The following is a 14,338-nucleotide window of genomic DNA, read 5'->3' on the forward strand; positions in this document are numbered from 1 at the left end:
GCGGCTACAGGGCTAGGCTGTGGATCACCTGGGTGGCGTCGTCGGGATCGATGGCGCTGCGCATGCCGAGAACTTTCGCCAGCCGGCGCATGCTGTAGTTGGACGCGGCGTCCACCGAATACAACTGCTGGAAACCATTGTGCCGGGCTTCGTCGATCAGGTGCTGCATCAGCAGCGCCCCAAGCCCCTTGCCTTGCCATTCATCGGCGATGGTCACGGCGAATTCGCAGCGCCAAGGCTGGTCGTCGACCTGGGCGTAGCGGCTGATACCGACTTCCCGCAGCTCGCCGTTGTCGTGCACCAGGGCCACGTAGGCGACTCGTTGCGGAGTGCCGACATCCATCAGCTGATCGAGCAGTTGCTCGCCGACTTCCTTGATCTCACCGAGAAAACGCTGGTGCCGGGTCACCGGGGAGAGGTTTTCGATAAAGGCTTTCTCGCGCTCCCGGTCCTGGGGCCGTAGCGGACGGATCAGCACATGGCTGCCATCGCTCAAGGCGTCGATCCAGTATTGGCCTTGCTGTGCCGGGAAGGGCGGTTGGACGAGGATATCGAGAGCGCTGCTGGACATGATCAAGTCTCCGGAAAACCAAAGGGCGAGCAATTGCCTAGAGCTTCACCCCGCAGGCGAGGCACACCCTTGACCGACATCAATATCTGCGCTGTCACCGGCCCGCTGGCGATCACCGGTCAGGTTCCGCGCCTTCTGGGCCGGCCCTTTGGCCGGGTGCGGCAAACCGGCGCAGCACCGTCGGGGCGGCCCCTTATCGCTGCAGATCCAGGCGCGCATGCCATTGCGCGATGGACTCCTCGGGGTAGTGCTCGAACTGCAGGTCATGGGGGTGCCAGTCGATCTCCACCCAGGGCGCCCTGGAATCGAGCATCAGGTGGGTGTGCTCCGGCGGCACCGGCAAGGGCGTGTCGATGGCCGAGGCAAAGGGGTGGATCAACTCCGGCCACTGCGGGCTGAACAGCCACAGTCCCGAGCCGCAGAGGCTGCAGAAATGCCGCTCGGCGCTGCTGCGTCGGGCCCGGTGGGCCCCGGGCTGCTTGATCAATGCCCGATAGACGCTGATGTGACGGCGGCCCTGAACCTTGAGGCTGGCGGCATCGCCGCCGAGGTTGATGGCATAACCGCCGCCGCCCTGGGTCTTGCGGCAGATCGAGCAGTAGCAGCGTTGATAGGGGTAGGGGTGGGCGCTGTCCAGGCTGAAGCGGACGGCGCCGCAGTGGCAGGAACCTTCGAGTTGCATGGGGACCTCCGGGAGTGCGTCAGCAACCTGCCCAAGCCTAGCCGCTGGCAGTGCCGCACGGGGGCTGGCCCGGTGGTTGGCCTGGGCAAAACCGTGCAGGCATTTGGCTATTAACCCTAGTGCCTAATGGTCTTTTCACCGGTATTGGCCCGCGCAAACCCTGATCTACGCTGTCGATCAGGATACCCAGGAGGCAGGACATGGACCGTCAGCGTGGCAGCAACCCTATCCCACGGCAGCTCGTTCTCGGCGTGCTCGGAAGTGGCATGGCCCTGCTGGGGGCGTTCGCCCAGGCGGCGCCGGTGAGCATCAGCATCTCACCCACGGTGCCCGCCGATATCCCCGGAGGCGCGCCCCAGGCATCCCTGGCCCAGGCTGCGGCGTTCGCCTGGCAGGAGTTCATTGCCCTCAACTGGCCGGCCCAGGCCGGGCAGCGCGATGTGCCTGATACCCGGCAGTTGTTCGGTGCCCAGACCGGTCCCCTGGTGTGGCAGACCTACCGCAGCAAGGTGGAGATTTTCCCGGGCAATGGCAACGCCAGTGTCGGACCACCCGGCTATCCGGGCTCCGGGGCGCGGGGCAACTATGGCTATAACTTTCCCCCTACCTACAACTACGCGGTCAAGGTCGAGGCCTGCGCCGGCCAGGCCCCGGTGCGGCAGCCGGCCTGGATCAACCTCGACGAAACCACCCAGATCGGTCTCGACCAGATGTTCGCCGGGGCATCGCCTGCGACCCCTGTCGGCGGCAACTCCCAGCCCCAGCTGGTGCGCTTCCTGGCCAAGGCCAATCAGGTGCAATACGCCTATGTGGCGGCCAATCAGTACTGGTACGCCAACCCCTCGCTGCGTCAGGCCGCGAACGCCTTCAATACAGCGGTCAAGCAGAAGCCGCCGGTATTCCCCTCTGGCCCGCGGGTCAACTTTCCCAATGGCACCATCGAGGTCAAGTCGGCCTGGCGCAAGCTCGGCCCCGGGGAGAATCCATCGCGATTCCATGTGCAGACCGTGCGTTTCTACGAGCGGCAGAAGGCGCCGAACAGCGGCCTCTGCTATTTCGAGGATCAGTGGGCCATGGTTGCGCTGCACATCATCCAGAAGACCCCCAGCGCCCCGAGCTTCATCTATGCCACCTTCGAGCAGGCCGACAACATCCTGCTGGCCAATGGCCGGGCGGTAGAAGACCAGGACGGCACCATCGTCAACCGTCCGCCGACTGTCGATCCCACCACGCCCAGGTTGAACTACCAGGACGGGATACCGACTCCCCAGCAACCCAACTTGCCGTTGGTCAAGGCCAGTGGCGGTTTCTGCAAGCCTGGAAAGCAGCTGTATTTTCAGGAGCAGAACAAACCCGGGCTACCGTCTGGCGGGCCGATCTGCGTCAACCAGCGCTATGAGTCGATCACCCCGGATGTGGTGCAGGTCAATCAGGCCGCGCATCGGGCGATCCAGGACTACAACCAGGCTCGCAAGATCAGCAACTCTCCCTGGCTGTACTACAAGCTGGTCTCGGTCCAGGCCCAGCCGTTCGACACCACGCAGATATCCAGGACCGATATCAGCCATGGGCGCGGGGTTTACTACCAGGCCAATATCATGGTGGAAACCGACTACACCCTGCAGCAGTTCAGGGGGCGGATTGCCACCAACGGTGCGCCGACCTCCTTTCAGGCGGCCGGTACGCCACCGCCGCCGAACGTGTTCTCCCAGCCGAGCAGAACCTCCGCGGTGCAGGGGGTGAACATGGGGGGCTGCATGGGCTGCCATGGCAACGCCCAGGTCGCCGGTTACGACTTCAGCTTCATCCTGCAGGGCGGCAATGTCCGGCTGCCCGAGGCCGCGGGCGCCGAATCGGCCGCGGCCGCCAGTGTGCGTTATCTGCAGTTGTTCAATCCGCATATCGAAGGGGAATAAGCATGGCGCTCAACAGTTTCAAGGATGTGCAGAACCTTCTCGACAGCTACGTCGCGCAGAACAACCTGCCCATATCGGGGGCTCCCCATGGGGCCTTCTGGCAGACCAGCTATCAGGCCTTCGTCACCGGCAACGTACCTGGGGTACAGGATCCCAATACCGGCCAGGCGCTGCCGATCCTGAGCAAGGGCGATGGCGCCCACTCGAACATCATCTACGCCCTGAGCGGCACCGCGGGCACTTACTGGGGGCCGGAAGGGGCGTTCGGCCCGATGCCTCCGGGCGGCCCTTCCATGCCCCAGGCGCAGATCGATGAACTCAGTGCCTGGATCAGCAATGGCTGCCCGCAGTAACGCCTTCAGCCTGACCACCTCAGCCATGCCCCGGGGGCACTAGCCCCTGGGGCCTTGCCGTGTCCGAGGCGTGGCCGGCCTCACTCGCCAGCCTGGCTGGTGGCGGGTTGCAGCGCCGTTGGCATCAGCGTCGCGATCAGCGCCCGCACGGTGCCGGGCAGGGCTTCCAGTTCGCGGACGATGATGCTGCGTTCACGAATCGCCCAGCTCTCATCCAGCTTCACCGTCACCAGCTGCATGGTCCGGCTGTGCCGCAGTGCGGCGGACTCGGGAAGGATACCGATGCCGACCCCGGCCTCGACCATGCGGCAGATCGCCTCGAAGCTCGACACCTGGATGCGCAGCGACAACTGCTTGCCCAGGCGCTCCACGTGTTCACGCAGGAAGCTCAGCAAGGTGCTGCCTTCATGCAGGCCGATGTGCTGGTAATCCAGGGTCTGTTCCAGGGTCACCGACGCCTGGGCGGCCAGCGGGTGGTCCACCGGCACCGTCAGCACCAGGTGATCGGTGCTGAAGTGCAGCACCTGCAGGCCGGCGGCCTCCACGGGGCCGGCGATGATGCCCATGTCCGAGGTGCCGTCCAGCACCCCGCGGACAATGTCCCGGGACAGGCGCTCCTGCAGGTCCACCGTGACCCCTGGGCGCTGGGACAGGAAGCCTGCGAGTATTTCCGGCAGGAACTCGGTGACCGCCGTGGTGTTGGCGAAGATGCGGATGTGCCCGGTGGAATCGCCGCCGTACTGAGTGAACTCGCTTTTCAGGTAATCCACCTGGCGCATGATCAGTCGCGCGTGCTGCAGCAGGCGTTCACCGGCCGGAGTGACCTCCACGCCGCGGCTGTCGCGGTACAGCAGGCGGGTTTCGAGCTGGCCTTCCAGGGCCTTGATCCGCGCACTGGCGGCGGCGGGGGAGAGAAAGGCCCGGCGTGCCCCCTGGGTCAGGCTGGGGGATTCGGCGATATGGATAAACAGGCGTAGGTCCGCCAGATCGAAATGCATGTCCGGGCTCCTGTGGGCGCAAGGCGTTCAGCATAAACGAACGCCGGTTTATAGAAATGCAAATTCTCGGTACGCGGTCGGCCCTTGCATGATGGCCGCCATCACCCTTGCGTATGAGGATCTTGCCTATATGAGTGCCATCGACCCCCGTGCCTGGATCGGCCGCAGCCAGCGAATTGACGACGCGTTCAACCACTGCCTGCTGGCGCGCATCGCCGCCACCCTGGGCCAGGCAACGCCCGCCCCCGGCGAGGCCCTGCCGCCCCTGTGGCACTGGTGCTTCTTTCAGCAACCACAACCGGCCTCGGCCCTGGGGGCGGACGGTCATCCCGCCCGGGGCGGCTTCCTGCCGCCGGCAGACCGGCGCAACCGCATGTGGGCCGGTGGTCGCCTGGAGTTCCATGAGCCGTTGCGCGCCGGCGCCGAGGCCAGTTGCCTGAGCCGCATCATCCAGGTCGAGGAGAAGGCCGGGCGCACCGGCAAGCTGTTGTTCGTCACCCTCTGCCACGAATATTCCCAGGATGGCCGGCTGGCCCTGCGCGAGGAGCAGGACATCGTCTACCGCGAGCCAACCCCACCGCGACTGCAGGGCAGCGAGGCACTGATCGAGGGCGACTGGCAGGAAAGGCTGGAACCAAGCCCGACCCTGCTATTTCGCTACAGCGCGGTGACCTTCAACGGCCATCGCATCCATTACGACCAGCCCTATGCCACCGCCACCGAGGGCTACCCGGGGCTGGTGGTGCACGGCCCGCTGATCGCCACCCTGAGCCTGGCAGCCTTCTGCCGCGCCAACCCGGCGGCGCGCCTGCGGGCTTTTGCCTACCGCGGCCTGCGCCCCTTGATCGCCCCCCAGCCCTTTGTGGTGGGCGGGCGCATCAGCGCCCCCGGCCACGCCGAACTCTGGGCCGGCGACGAAGCCGGGCTGGCCCAGCGCGGCGCCGTGCAATTCGACTGAATTCCAACAACAACCCGGGACGGAGAGCCTGTTGATGACCCCCCATGACCCTGAACAATTCAACGCCATTCGTGAAGGCGTGCGTGCCCTGTGTGGCGAATTCGATGCCGCCTACTGGCGTGCCATCGACGAACGCAAGGGCTTTCCCGAAGCCTTCGTCAAGGCCCTGACCGAGGCCGGCTGGCTGTCGGCGATGATCCCCGTGGAATACGGCGGCTCCGGCCTGGGCCTGGCCGAAGCCTCGGTGATTCTCGAAGAGGTTAACCGCTGCGGCGGCAACTCCGGCACCGTCCACGGGCAGATGTACAACATGTTCACCCTGCTGCGTCACGGCAGCGAAGCGCAGAAGCGCTACTACCTGCCCAGGCTCGCCAGCGGCGAACTGCGCCTGCAATCGATGGGCGTCACCGAACCCACCACCGGCACCGACACCACCAAGATCAAGACCACCGCCATCCGCCACGGCGACAAGTACGTGATCAACGGGCAGAAGGTGTGGATCTCCCGAGTCCAGCATTCCGACCTGATGATCCTGCTGGCGCGCACCACGCCCCTGGCCGAGGTCAGGAAGAAATCCGAAGGCATGTCGATCTTCCTGGTCGACCTGCGTGAGGCCATCGGCAACGGCCTGACCGTGCAACCCATCGCCAACATGGTCAACCACGAGACCAACGAACTGTTCTTCGACAACCTCGAGCTGCCGGCGGACAGCCTGATCGGCGAGGAGGGCAAGGGCTTCAAATACATCCTCGACGGCCTCAATGCCGAGCGCACGCTGATCGCCGCCGAGTGCATCGGCGATGGCCGCTGGTTCATCGAAAAGGCCAGCGCCTACGCCCGGGATCGGGTGGTGTTCGGCCGGCCCATCGGGCAGAACCAGGGGGTGCAGTTTCCCATCGCCGAGGCCCATATCGAGATCGAGGCCGCCGACCTGATGCGCTGGCGTGCCTGCGCGGAATACGACAGTGGGCGTAACGCCGGGGCCAGCGCCAACATGGCCAAGTACCTGGCCGCCAAGGCCTCCTGGGAAGCGGCCAACGCCTGCCTGCAGACCCACGGTGGTTTTGGTTTTGCCTGCGAATACGACGTCGAGCGCAAGTTCCGCGAGACAAGGCTGTACCAGGTGGCGCCGATCTCCACCAACCTGATCCTGTCCTATGTGGCCGAGCACCTGCTCGAGCTGCCCCGAAGCTTCTGAGGAATCCCCGATGAGCCATACCCACGACCTGGCCGGATTCCTGGCCGGCCTGCGCTACGACGATCTGCCCGATGCGGTGGTGCAACGCAGCGAGGAGCTGTTCCTCGACTGGCTGGGCTCGGCCCTGGCAGCCCGGGGCGCGCATCCGATCCCGTTGTTCGAGGCCTATGCCCGGCACATGGGGCCCGCCACCGGGCCGGCGGCGATCCTGGTCAATGGCGGCAGCAGTTCGGCGTATTTTGCCGCCCTGGTCAACGCGGCTTCATCGCACCTGGTGGAGCAGGACGACCTGCACAACAGCTCGGTATTGCACCCGGCCACCGTGGTGTTCCCGGCGGCGCTGGCGGCCGCCCAGGACCTGGGCAAGTCGGGCCGCGAGCTGCTGCTGGCGGCGGTGGCCGGTTATGAAGCGGGCATTCGCATCGGCGAATTCATGGGCCGTTCCCACTACCGGATCTTCCACACCACGGCCACTGTCGGCACCCTGGCGGCCGCAGTGGCGGTGGGCAAGCTGATGGAGTTCGATCCCGAGCAGTTCATCAATCTGCTGGGCAGCGCCGGCACCCAGGCCGCCGGGCTCTGGGAGTTTCTGCGCGACGCCGCCGATTCCAAGCAGTTGCACACCGCCAAGGCTGCGGCCGATGGCCTGCTGGCCGCCTACCTGACCCGGGACGGCCTGAGCGGCGCGCGCAATATCCTCGAAGGCGAGCAGGGCATGGCCGCCGGCATGTCCAGTGATGCCAGGCCCGCGTGCCTGAGCGACCGCCTCGGCAGTCGCTGGGCGCTGCTGGAGACCTCGTTCAAGTTCCACGCGTCCTGCCGTCACACCCATCCCGCTGCCGACGCCTTGCTGGCCCTGATGCAGCGCGAGGGCCTGGAGCACGAGCAGATTGCCCGGGTGCAAGCCCGGGTCCACCAGGGCGCCATTGACGTGCTGGGCCGGGTGCAAGTGCCGCAAACCGTGCACCAGGCCAAGTTCTCCATGGGCACCGTGCTGGGCCTGATTGCGGTGCACGGCAAGGCCGGGCTGCCGGAGTTTCAGCAGCACGCACTGCACGACCCACGGGTCGCGGCGTTTCGCGACAAGGTCGGCATGCAACTGGACCCTGAAGTCGATGCTGCCTATCCGAGGCGCTGGCTGGGCCGGGTCGAGGTGCAGTGCCTGGATGGCCGCACCCTGCACGGCGCCATCGACGAGCCCAAGGGTGATCCGGGCAATGGCCTGTCCCGGGCCGAGCTGGAAGACAAGTTCCAGCGCCTGCTGCAGTTCTCTGGCGCCCGCACCCCGCAGCAGGGGGCCGAGCTGATCCGCCGGATCTGGGCCCTGCATGACGCCGCCGACCTCAACTCACTGCTCTGAATGCCCGACATCCAACAGGGCGAGGACCGAACATGACTGACAACACAGCACCGCCACGGCCCCTGGACGGCATCACCGTGGTCAGCCTGGAGCACGCCATCGCCGCGCCATTCTGCACCCGCCAGCTGGCGGACCTGGGCGCCCGGGTGATCAAGGTCGAGCGCCCCGGCAGCGGCGATTTCGCCCGGGGTTACGACCAGCGGGTCAAGGGCCTGGCCTCGCACTTCGTGTGGACCAACCGCTCCAAGGAAAGCCTGACCCTGGACCTCAAGCAGCCTGAAGCCGAGGGCTTGCTGGACAGCCTGCTGGCCGGCGCCGACGTGCTGGTGCAGAACCTCGCACCGGGGGCGGCGGCGCGCATGGGGCTGTCCTTCGAAGCCCTGCATGAGCGTTTTCCACGGCTGATCGTCTGCGATATTTCCGGCTATGGCGCAGGCGGCCCCTATGAGCGGAAAAAGGCCTACGACCTGCTGATCCAGAGCGAGGGCGGCTTTCTGTCGGTGACCGGCGGCCCCGGCGAGGAGCAGATGGCCAAGGCCGGCTGCTCGATTGCCGACATCGCCGCCGGCATGTACGCCTACAGCGGGATTCTTTCGGCTCTGCTGCTGCGGGGGCGCACCGGCCTGGGCAGCCGCATCGACATCAGCATGCTGGAAAGCTTGGTGGAGTGGATGGGCTACCCCATGTACTACGCCTTCGAGGGGGCCGAGCCGCCGCCGCGGGCCGGGGCAGCCCATTCCACCATCTATCCCTACGGCCCGTTTCCCGCCGGTGACGGCGGCACGGTGATGCTCGGCCTGCAGAACGAGCGTGAATGGGCGGCGTTCTGCGACAAGGTACTGGAGCTGCCGGAACTGGCCGCCGATGAGCGCTTCAGTGCCAACTTCAAGCGATCGGCCAACCGCGCGGCGTTGCGTCAGATCATTGTCGAGGGGTTTGCCCGGCTCAGCGTGGCCCAGGTGATCGAACGGCTGGAGCAGGCGCAGATCGCCAACGCCCGGGTCAACGACATGCAGGGCGTGTGGCAGCACCCGCAACTGGCGGCCCGGGAAGCCTGGCGCCAGGTGGACAGCCCGGCGGGCCGCCTGCCGGCGCTGCTGCCGCCGGCGCGCAACAGCGCCTTTGTACCGCGCATGGACGCTGTCCCGGCGCTGGGCCAGCACAGCGCAGCGATCCTCGCCGAACTGGGCCTGAGCGCGCAAAGCATCGAGCAACTGCAAGCCCGCGGAGTCATCTCAACCCCCACCTCCCCGTAGGAGCTGGCTTGCCAGCGAAGGGGCCCCTGAGATCGCCTTCGTCGGCAAGCCGGCTCCCACAGAGGGCAGGACAACACCAGGCTCTTATCGTAGGAGCTGGCTTGCCAGCGAAGGGGCCCCTGAGATCGCCTTCGCCGGCAAGCCGGCTCCTACAGAGGGCAGGGAAACACCAGGCTCTTATCGTAGGAGCCGGGCAGCAAGCCTGGCCGCAATTGGTCTTCCATTAACAAGGATCCGAACATGTCCAACCCCATTGTCCGCTCCGCGCTGTTCGTCCCCGGCAGCCGTCCCGAGCGTTTTGCCAAGGCCCTGGCCAGCGGCGCCGACGCGGTGATCGTCGACTTCGAGGACGCGGTCGAGGAGCCCCTCAAGGCCCAGGCCCGCAACCACCTCCAGGCATTTCTCGGCGAACATCCCGAAGCCCGGGCCTGGGTCCGGGTCAACGCCCCGGACCACCCCCAGCACAAGGCCGACCTGGAGTTCTGCATGGCCCAACCCGGCGTGACGGGGATCCTCCTGCCCAAGGTCGAAAGCGCCGCCCAGGTGGCGCGGGCCGCCGCCAGCGGGCGGCCGGTCTGGCCGATCATCGAAAGTGCCCGGGGCCTGCTGGCCCTGGCGCAGATCGCCACGGCGCCCGGGGTTCAGCGCTTGTCCTTCGGCGGCCTGGACCTGGCCCTGGACCTCAACCTCAGCAGCGCCACCCCGGCGGCGCAGTTCGCCCTGGACCAGGCGCGCCTGGCGCTGATCCTGCACTCCCGGGCCGCAGGGCTGCAGGCGCCGCTGGACGGCGTGTACCCGGGAATCGCCGACAGCCAGGGCCTGGCGGATTCGATCCGGCATGCCTACGCCATGGGCTTTGCCGGGGCCCTGTGCATTCATCCACGGCAGGTGCCGGTGATTCATCAGGCCCTGGCCCCCAGCGCCGATGAACTGGCCTGGGCGCAGCGGGTGGTGGAGGGCGGCCAGGACGGCGCCGGGGCGTATCAGGTCGACGGGCAGATGGTCGATGCGCCGGTGCTGCTTCGTGCCCAGCGGCTGTTGGCCCTGGCGTGAAGTCGCTGCGCCAGGGCCGGGGGGCGGGGTAGTATGGGCCGTCTTTTCCCCCTGAGGTGGCCCATGCACAGCCCGGCAGCCAGCGCCAACAACCTGAGCAACCTGCGATGAGCAGCCTGGAGCGCGCCATCGCGCTGGCCGCCGAAGCCCATGCCGGGCAGGTCGACAAGGGGGGCGCTCCCTATATCCTGCACCCGCTGCGGGTCATGCTGCGCCTGACCCAGCCCGCGGCGCGGATCGTCGCGGTGTTGCACGATGTGCTGGAAGACTGTCCGGTCACCCAGGAGCAGTTGCGCGACGAAGGTTTCAGCGCAGAAGTGCTGGCGGCGCTGCAGGCGCTGACCAAGGTGGAAGGTGAAGATTATCCGGCGTTCATCCGCCGCGCCGGCGCCAACCCCTTGGCGCGGCAGGTGAAACTGGCGGACCTGGCGGAAAACAGCGACCTGTCGCGCATCCCCGAGCCAGGCGCCGAAGACTTGCAGCGCCTGGAAAAGTACCGCCAGGCCAGGCACTACCTGATGTCACTGGCGGTCGACGAATAGGCGAGCTCAGGCCTTGTCGCCGTCGCTGAGCTCGCCGGCGAAACCCCAATCGCAGTGCTCGATTTCCTGGATCACGATGTGCGTGTGCTCGGGGTTCTTGCCCAGCACCCGCACGAGCGATTCGGTGAACTCCTTGACCAGTTGGGCCTTCTGCTGGCGCGTGGCGCCGCGGGTGATCTGCAGGTTGATGTAGGGCATGGATCGATGCTCCTCGGTAATGGCCGATGGCCGGATGAGCGCGCAGCCTACGACAACCCTTGCTTCGCCAGCCAGCCATGCAACCTGGCAGCAATCAGTTGCTGTAGCTGGAAAGGGCCAGTTCGGCGGTAGGCGTCGGCGGCTTGCGGCCCCGGGTGCGCCAGTGCTCGATCAGCGCCCGGCCATGGGCCAGGCCAGCCTGCAACGCCGCATCGGTGCAGCTGTAGTCGTTGCCGTAGGGCGGGCAGGCGAAATGCACGGAGAAGCAAGGGTGCTGGCCGTGGCCGGTCAGGCGCCCGACGTAGCTGTAGCTGGAACCGGACTGGTGCGGATCAAGGCTGGGCGAGCTCGGCTCACGGATGATCATCACGTAGATGTCGTGGTCGAATTGGGTGTCTTGATACCAACTGCTTGAAGAATTCATGGTCCACCTCCTTGTCCGTGCGTCGGCGCCGCTTCTGCGGCGCCAGCCAGTTGTGCCGTGCGGGTCTAGCGTGTTGCGGGTGATGCGATCGCTGCTTCGGCCAGCCCGCTGGGGTGCGTGAACATCCCGGCGGGCAGGCGTTTTTCCAGGGCCCGGGCGGCTTGCAGTACCAGTGAGTCGCGGCCGAAGCGCGCGACAATCTGCAGGCCGATGGGCAAGCCCGCGGCGCTCAGGCCGCAGGGCATGCTCAGCGCCGGTTGGCGGCTGAAATTGAACGGGAAGGTGGTCGGCTGCCACATGGCGCTGACATCGCTGGGCCAGTCGGGCGGGCTCTGGCGCTCCACGGCGAACGGCTCGACCACCGCGGTGGGGGTCAGCAGCAAGTCGTAGTCACCGAGAAAATCATGCAGCCGCTGGGCAACCTGATGCCGCTCCTGCACGGCGCAGGCGTAGTCCAGGGCATTGAGCTGGCGCGCCCGGACCTGGGCCTGCTGGAGAAAGTCCCCCACCTGGTGCTGCTGTTCGGCGGGAATTTCCTGGGCCACGGCGCAGGCGACTTCCACTGGCCAGGCCCGCAGGTAGTTCGGCGCCGGGTTGCCGATGTCCGGCGAGGCCAGGACCAGGGTCGCCCCGGCCTGCTGCAGAAGCTGCGCTGCGGCCAGGCAACTGGCAGCGATCTGCGGGTCGACATGGGCGGCGTAGCCCAGGTCGGCGCTGAAGGCGATGCGCAGGCCGCTGACACCGTCCTCGATGCTGCCCAGGAAGTCACCCGTGGCGTGGGGCCAGGCAAAGGGCTCGCCGGGCTCGTAGATGCCCAGGTGTTCCATCAGCAGGGCAATGTCCCGTACATGGCGGGCAATCGGTCCTTCGGCGGCCATGCCCCCGGGGTCGATGCTCGGGCAGGCGGAAACCAGGCCATGGCTGGGCTTGAAGCCGATCACCCCGCAAAAGCTTGCCGGGGTGCGGATCGACCCGGCGGCATCGTTACCGGTGGCGGCCGGGGCGTAGCCGGCGGCGACCCCTGCGGTACTGCCGCCGCTGCTGCCACCGGCATGCAGGGCGAAATTCCACGGGTTGCGGGTGATCCCGGTCAGCGGGCTGTCGGTCAGGGGCGTGCTGGCCAGTTCCGGCAGGGTGGTCTTGCCGATGAAAATCGCCCCGGCCTCGCGCAGCCGAGCTACCAGGCTGCTGTCGCGGGTCATCACCGGTCGCTCCAGCAGGGCCTTCGAGCCGTTGCGGGTGTACCAGCCCTGAATGTCGCTGTTGTCCTTGACCAGAATCGCAATGCCATCCAGCCGGCCCATGGGCTGCCCGGCCGCCCAGCGTGCGGTGGACGCCTGGGCCGCGAGCAGGGCGGCGGCGTCCTGACGTTCGCACAGGGCGTTGAGCTGCGGTTCATGGCGCTCGATCTGTGCCAGCAGTGCGTGCAGCAGGTCCAGCGGGGTGAACTGCCGGGTGGCAAAACCCTGCAGCAAGGCCTCGATGGACAGCAGGTGCAGCGCCGGTTGGCTAGGGGTGGACAACGACATGGGCAAGTCTTCTTTCAAGGACGCGGGGCGTTGGCTGCAAGCCCGCGTGGAAAGCCTCCAGGCGCGCCATTGGCGGCGGCCCGGAGCAGCTTCGGGGTGAGTGAGTCAGCGGCCACTGGTGACCTTGACCCAGGAACGGGTGCGGACCCGCTCGGCCTTGGCTGGCAGTGGCGCCAGGGGGAACAGGCGGGTCATGGTCTCGGCGCTGGGGAACAGATCGGGGTTGTCCAGCAACGACTGCTGGATGAACGGCTTGGAGTCGGTGACGCCGTTGGGGTAGCCGACGTAGTTGCTGATGGAGGCAATGACCTTGGGTTCCATCAGGTAGTTGAGGAAGGCGTGGGCGGTGTCCACGTGCTTGGCGCCGGCGGGGATGGCCACGGTGTCGATCCACACCAGGGTGCCTTCCTTGGGAATGCGCATTTCGATGTGCACGCCATTCTTGGCTTCGTTGGCGCGGTTGGCCGCCTGCAGGAAGCCGCCGGAGTAGCCTACGGCCACGCAGATGTTGCCGTTGGCGATGTCGCCCATCCACTTGGCGCTGTGGAAATAGCGCACATAGGGACGCAGCTTGAGCAGCAGGGCCTCGGCCTTGCGGTAGTCCTCGGGGTTCTGGCTGTTGGAGTCCAGGCCCAGGTAGTGCAGGGCCAGGGGCAGCATTTCCGCAGGCGAGTCGAGGAAGGTCACGCCGCACTGGCTGAGCTTCTTCAGGTTCTCTTCCTTGAACACCAGGTCCCAGCTGTTGACCGGGGCGTCGCTGCCCAGCAGTTCCTGGACCTTGTCACGGTTGTAGCCGATCAGGTTGGTGCCCCACATGTAGGGGATCACGTAGCGGTTGCCGGGATCGCTCTGTTCCAGCAGCTTCATCAGCGCCGGGTCGAGGTTCTTCCAGTTCGGCAGTTGCGCCCGGTCCAGGGGCTGGAAGGCGCCGGCGCTGATCTGCTTGCTGACGAAACCGCTGGAAGGCACCACCACGTCGTAGCCGCTGTTGCCGGTGAGCAGCTTGGCTTCGAGGACTTCATTGCTTTCGAAGATGTCGTACTTGACCTTGATCCCGCTCTCGGCCTGGAAGTCCTTGATGGTGTTGGGGGCGATGTATTCCGACCAGTTGAAGATGTTCACCGTGCGCTCGGGGGCGGCCAGGGCGGCTTGGGAGCAGGTTGCGGCGAGGGCACCCAGGGAGCAGGCCATGGCCAGGCGGGTGAGGGCGGCGTGCAGCGATTTCATGCGACAACTCCATGTCTGAAATGTTCAGAACCATCTGATGGATCATTCTTGGCCGGATGGCCGGTGGAGAGAA

The 14,338-nt window shown here is 66.5% G+C and carries 15 protein-coding genes; 8 read left to right on the forward strand and 7 right to left on the reverse strand.

Annotated elements, in window-relative coordinates; all coding sequences use genetic code 11:
* Positions 1–4: 4 nt before the first annotated feature.
* Both ACZ5BO_RS15575 and ACZ5BO_RS15580 read right to left on the reverse strand, forming a co-directional pair.
* Positions 5–571, reverse strand: a complete 567-nt coding sequence (locus ACZ5BO_RS15575; protein ID WP_025128200.1) for a GNAT family N-acetyltransferase — start codon at positions 569–571, stop codon at positions 5–7.
* A 193-nt stretch (positions 572–764) separates the two neighbouring features.
* Positions 765–1,253, reverse strand: coding sequence for a GFA family protein (locus tag ACZ5BO_RS15580; RefSeq protein WP_464700846.1), 489 nt, complete (start codon positions 1,251–1,253; stop codon positions 765–767).
* Between the two features lie 200 nt (positions 1,254–1,453).
* Here ACZ5BO_RS15580 and ACZ5BO_RS15585 point away from each other — a divergent pair, with 200 nt between their 5' ends.
* The gene (locus tag ACZ5BO_RS15585) at positions 1,454–3,169 is read left to right on the forward strand and encodes a hypothetical protein (RefSeq protein WP_464700848.1); all 1,716 of its coding nucleotides are present in this window, start codon (positions 1,454–1,456) and stop codon (positions 3,167–3,169) included.
* 2 nt (positions 3,170–3,171) lie between these two features.
* Positions 3,172–3,522, forward strand: a complete 351-nt coding sequence (locus tag ACZ5BO_RS15590; protein ID WP_464700850.1) for a hypothetical protein — start codon at positions 3,172–3,174, stop codon at positions 3,520–3,522.
* 80 nt (positions 3,523–3,602) lie between these two features.
* Here ACZ5BO_RS15590 and ACZ5BO_RS15595 read toward each other — a convergent pair whose 3' ends face one another.
* Complete coding sequence (locus ACZ5BO_RS15595; RefSeq protein WP_025128204.1) at positions 3,603–4,520, reverse strand: LysR family transcriptional regulator; 918 nt, start codon at positions 4,518–4,520, stop codon at positions 3,603–3,605.
* A gap of 130 nt (positions 4,521–4,650) precedes the next feature.
* Between ACZ5BO_RS15595 and ACZ5BO_RS15600 the strand changes: the two genes are divergently transcribed.
* From ACZ5BO_RS15600 to ACZ5BO_RS15625, 6 genes are all read left to right on the forward strand, one after another.
* Complete coding sequence (locus ACZ5BO_RS15600; RefSeq protein WP_025128205.1) at positions 4,651–5,478, forward strand: HTD2 family dehydratase; 828 nt, start codon at positions 4,651–4,653, stop codon at positions 5,476–5,478.
* A 34-nt stretch (positions 5,479–5,512) separates the two neighbouring features.
* The gene (locus ACZ5BO_RS15605) at positions 5,513–6,676 is read left to right on the forward strand and encodes an acyl-CoA dehydrogenase family protein (protein ID WP_464700853.1); all 1,164 of its coding nucleotides are present in this window, start codon (positions 5,513–5,515) and stop codon (positions 6,674–6,676) included.
* Between the two features lie 10 nt (positions 6,677–6,686).
* Complete coding sequence (locus tag ACZ5BO_RS15610; protein ID WP_464700855.1) at positions 6,687–8,036, forward strand: MmgE/PrpD family protein; 1,350 nt, start codon at positions 6,687–6,689, stop codon at positions 8,034–8,036.
* A 32-nt stretch (positions 8,037–8,068) separates the two neighbouring features.
* Positions 8,069–9,292: a CaiB/BaiF CoA transferase family protein gene (locus ACZ5BO_RS15615; RefSeq protein ID WP_464700857.1), complete on the forward strand. Its 1,224-nt coding sequence runs from the start codon at positions 8,069–8,071 to the stop codon at positions 9,290–9,292.
* 240 nt (positions 9,293–9,532) lie between these two features.
* The gene (locus ACZ5BO_RS15620; protein ID WP_464700859.1) at positions 9,533–10,345 is read left to right on the forward strand and encodes an HpcH/HpaI aldolase/citrate lyase family protein; all 813 of its coding nucleotides are present in this window, start codon (positions 9,533–9,535) and stop codon (positions 10,343–10,345) included.
* A gap of 107 nt (positions 10,346–10,452) precedes the next feature.
* The gene (locus ACZ5BO_RS15625; protein WP_464700861.1) at positions 10,453–10,887 is read left to right on the forward strand and encodes an HD domain-containing protein; all 435 of its coding nucleotides are present in this window, start codon (positions 10,453–10,455) and stop codon (positions 10,885–10,887) included.
* A gap of 6 nt (positions 10,888–10,893) precedes the next feature.
* Here ACZ5BO_RS15625 and ACZ5BO_RS15630 read toward each other — a convergent pair whose 3' ends face one another.
* The 4 genes from ACZ5BO_RS15630 to ACZ5BO_RS15645 all read right to left on the reverse strand — a co-directional run bounded on the left by ACZ5BO_RS15630 (position 10,894) and on the right by ACZ5BO_RS15645 (position 14,265).
* Positions 10,894–11,085, reverse strand: a complete 192-nt coding sequence (locus ACZ5BO_RS15630) for a tautomerase family protein (RefSeq protein WP_025128211.1) — start codon at positions 11,083–11,085, stop codon at positions 10,894–10,896.
* Between the two features lie 94 nt (positions 11,086–11,179).
* Positions 11,180–11,509 carry a hypothetical protein gene (locus ACZ5BO_RS15635; RefSeq protein ID WP_025128212.1) on the reverse strand — a complete coding sequence of 110 codons (330 nt, stop codon included), beginning with the start codon at positions 11,507–11,509 and terminating at the stop codon, positions 11,180–11,182.
* A gap of 65 nt (positions 11,510–11,574) precedes the next feature.
* Positions 11,575–13,038, reverse strand: coding sequence for an amidase (locus tag ACZ5BO_RS15640; protein WP_464700864.1), 1,464 nt, complete (start codon positions 13,036–13,038; stop codon positions 11,575–11,577).
* 105 nt (positions 13,039–13,143) lie between these two features.
* On the reverse strand, positions 13,144–14,265 hold the full coding sequence (locus ACZ5BO_RS15645; protein ID WP_025128214.1) for a polyamine ABC transporter substrate-binding protein: 1,122 nt from the start codon (positions 14,263–14,265) through the stop codon (positions 13,144–13,146).
* Between the last annotated feature and the right edge of the window lie 73 nt (positions 14,266–14,338).

It is taken from the genome of Pseudomonas sp. FFPRI_1, from assembly GCF_055384485.1.

Coding starts and splice junctions, on each gene's coding strand:
- ACZ5BO_RS15640 (WP_464700864.1), bottom strand. CDS start 13,038: ATGTCGTTGTCCACCCCTAGCCAACCGGCGCTGCACCTGCTGTCCATC.
- ACZ5BO_RS15605 (WP_464700853.1), top strand. CDS start 5,513: ATGACCCCCCATGACCCTGAACAATTCAACGCCATTCGTGAAGGCGTG.
- ACZ5BO_RS15585 (WP_464700848.1), top strand. CDS start 1,454: ATGGACCGTCAGCGTGGCAGCAACCCTATCCCACGGCAGCTCGTTCTC.
- ACZ5BO_RS15575 (WP_025128200.1), bottom strand. CDS start 571: ATGTCCAGCAGCGCTCTCGATATCCTCGTCCAACCGCCCTTCCCGGCA.
- ACZ5BO_RS15600 (WP_025128205.1), top strand. CDS start 4,651: ATGAGTGCCATCGACCCCCGTGCCTGGATCGGCCGCAGCCAGCGAATT.
- ACZ5BO_RS15620 (WP_464700859.1), top strand. CDS start 9,533: ATGTCCAACCCCATTGTCCGCTCCGCGCTGTTCGTCCCCGGCAGCCGT.
- ACZ5BO_RS15590 (WP_464700850.1), top strand. CDS start 3,172: ATGGCGCTCAACAGTTTCAAGGATGTGCAGAACCTTCTCGACAGCTAC.
- ACZ5BO_RS15630 (WP_025128211.1), bottom strand. CDS start 11,085: ATGCCCTACATCAACCTGCAGATCACCCGCGGCGCCACGCGCCAGCAG.
- ACZ5BO_RS15595 (WP_025128204.1), bottom strand. CDS start 4,520: ATGCATTTCGATCTGGCGGACCTACGCCTGTTTATCCATATCGCCGAA.
- ACZ5BO_RS15580 (WP_464700846.1), bottom strand. CDS start 1,253: ATGCAACTCGAAGGTTCCTGCCACTGCGGCGCCGTCCGCTTCAGCCTG.
- ACZ5BO_RS15610 (WP_464700855.1), top strand. CDS start 6,687: ATGAGCCATACCCACGACCTGGCCGGATTCCTGGCCGGCCTGCGCTAC.
- ACZ5BO_RS15615 (WP_464700857.1), top strand. CDS start 8,069: ATGACTGACAACACAGCACCGCCACGGCCCCTGGACGGCATCACCGTG.
- ACZ5BO_RS15625 (WP_464700861.1), top strand. CDS start 10,453: ATGAGCAGCCTGGAGCGCGCCATCGCGCTGGCCGCCGAAGCCCATGCC.
- ACZ5BO_RS15645 (WP_025128214.1), bottom strand. CDS start 14,265: ATGAAATCGCTGCACGCCGCCCTCACCCGCCTGGCCATGGCCTGCTCC.
- ACZ5BO_RS15635 (WP_025128212.1), bottom strand. CDS start 11,509: ATGAATTCTTCAAGCAGTTGGTATCAAGACACCCAATTCGACCACGAC.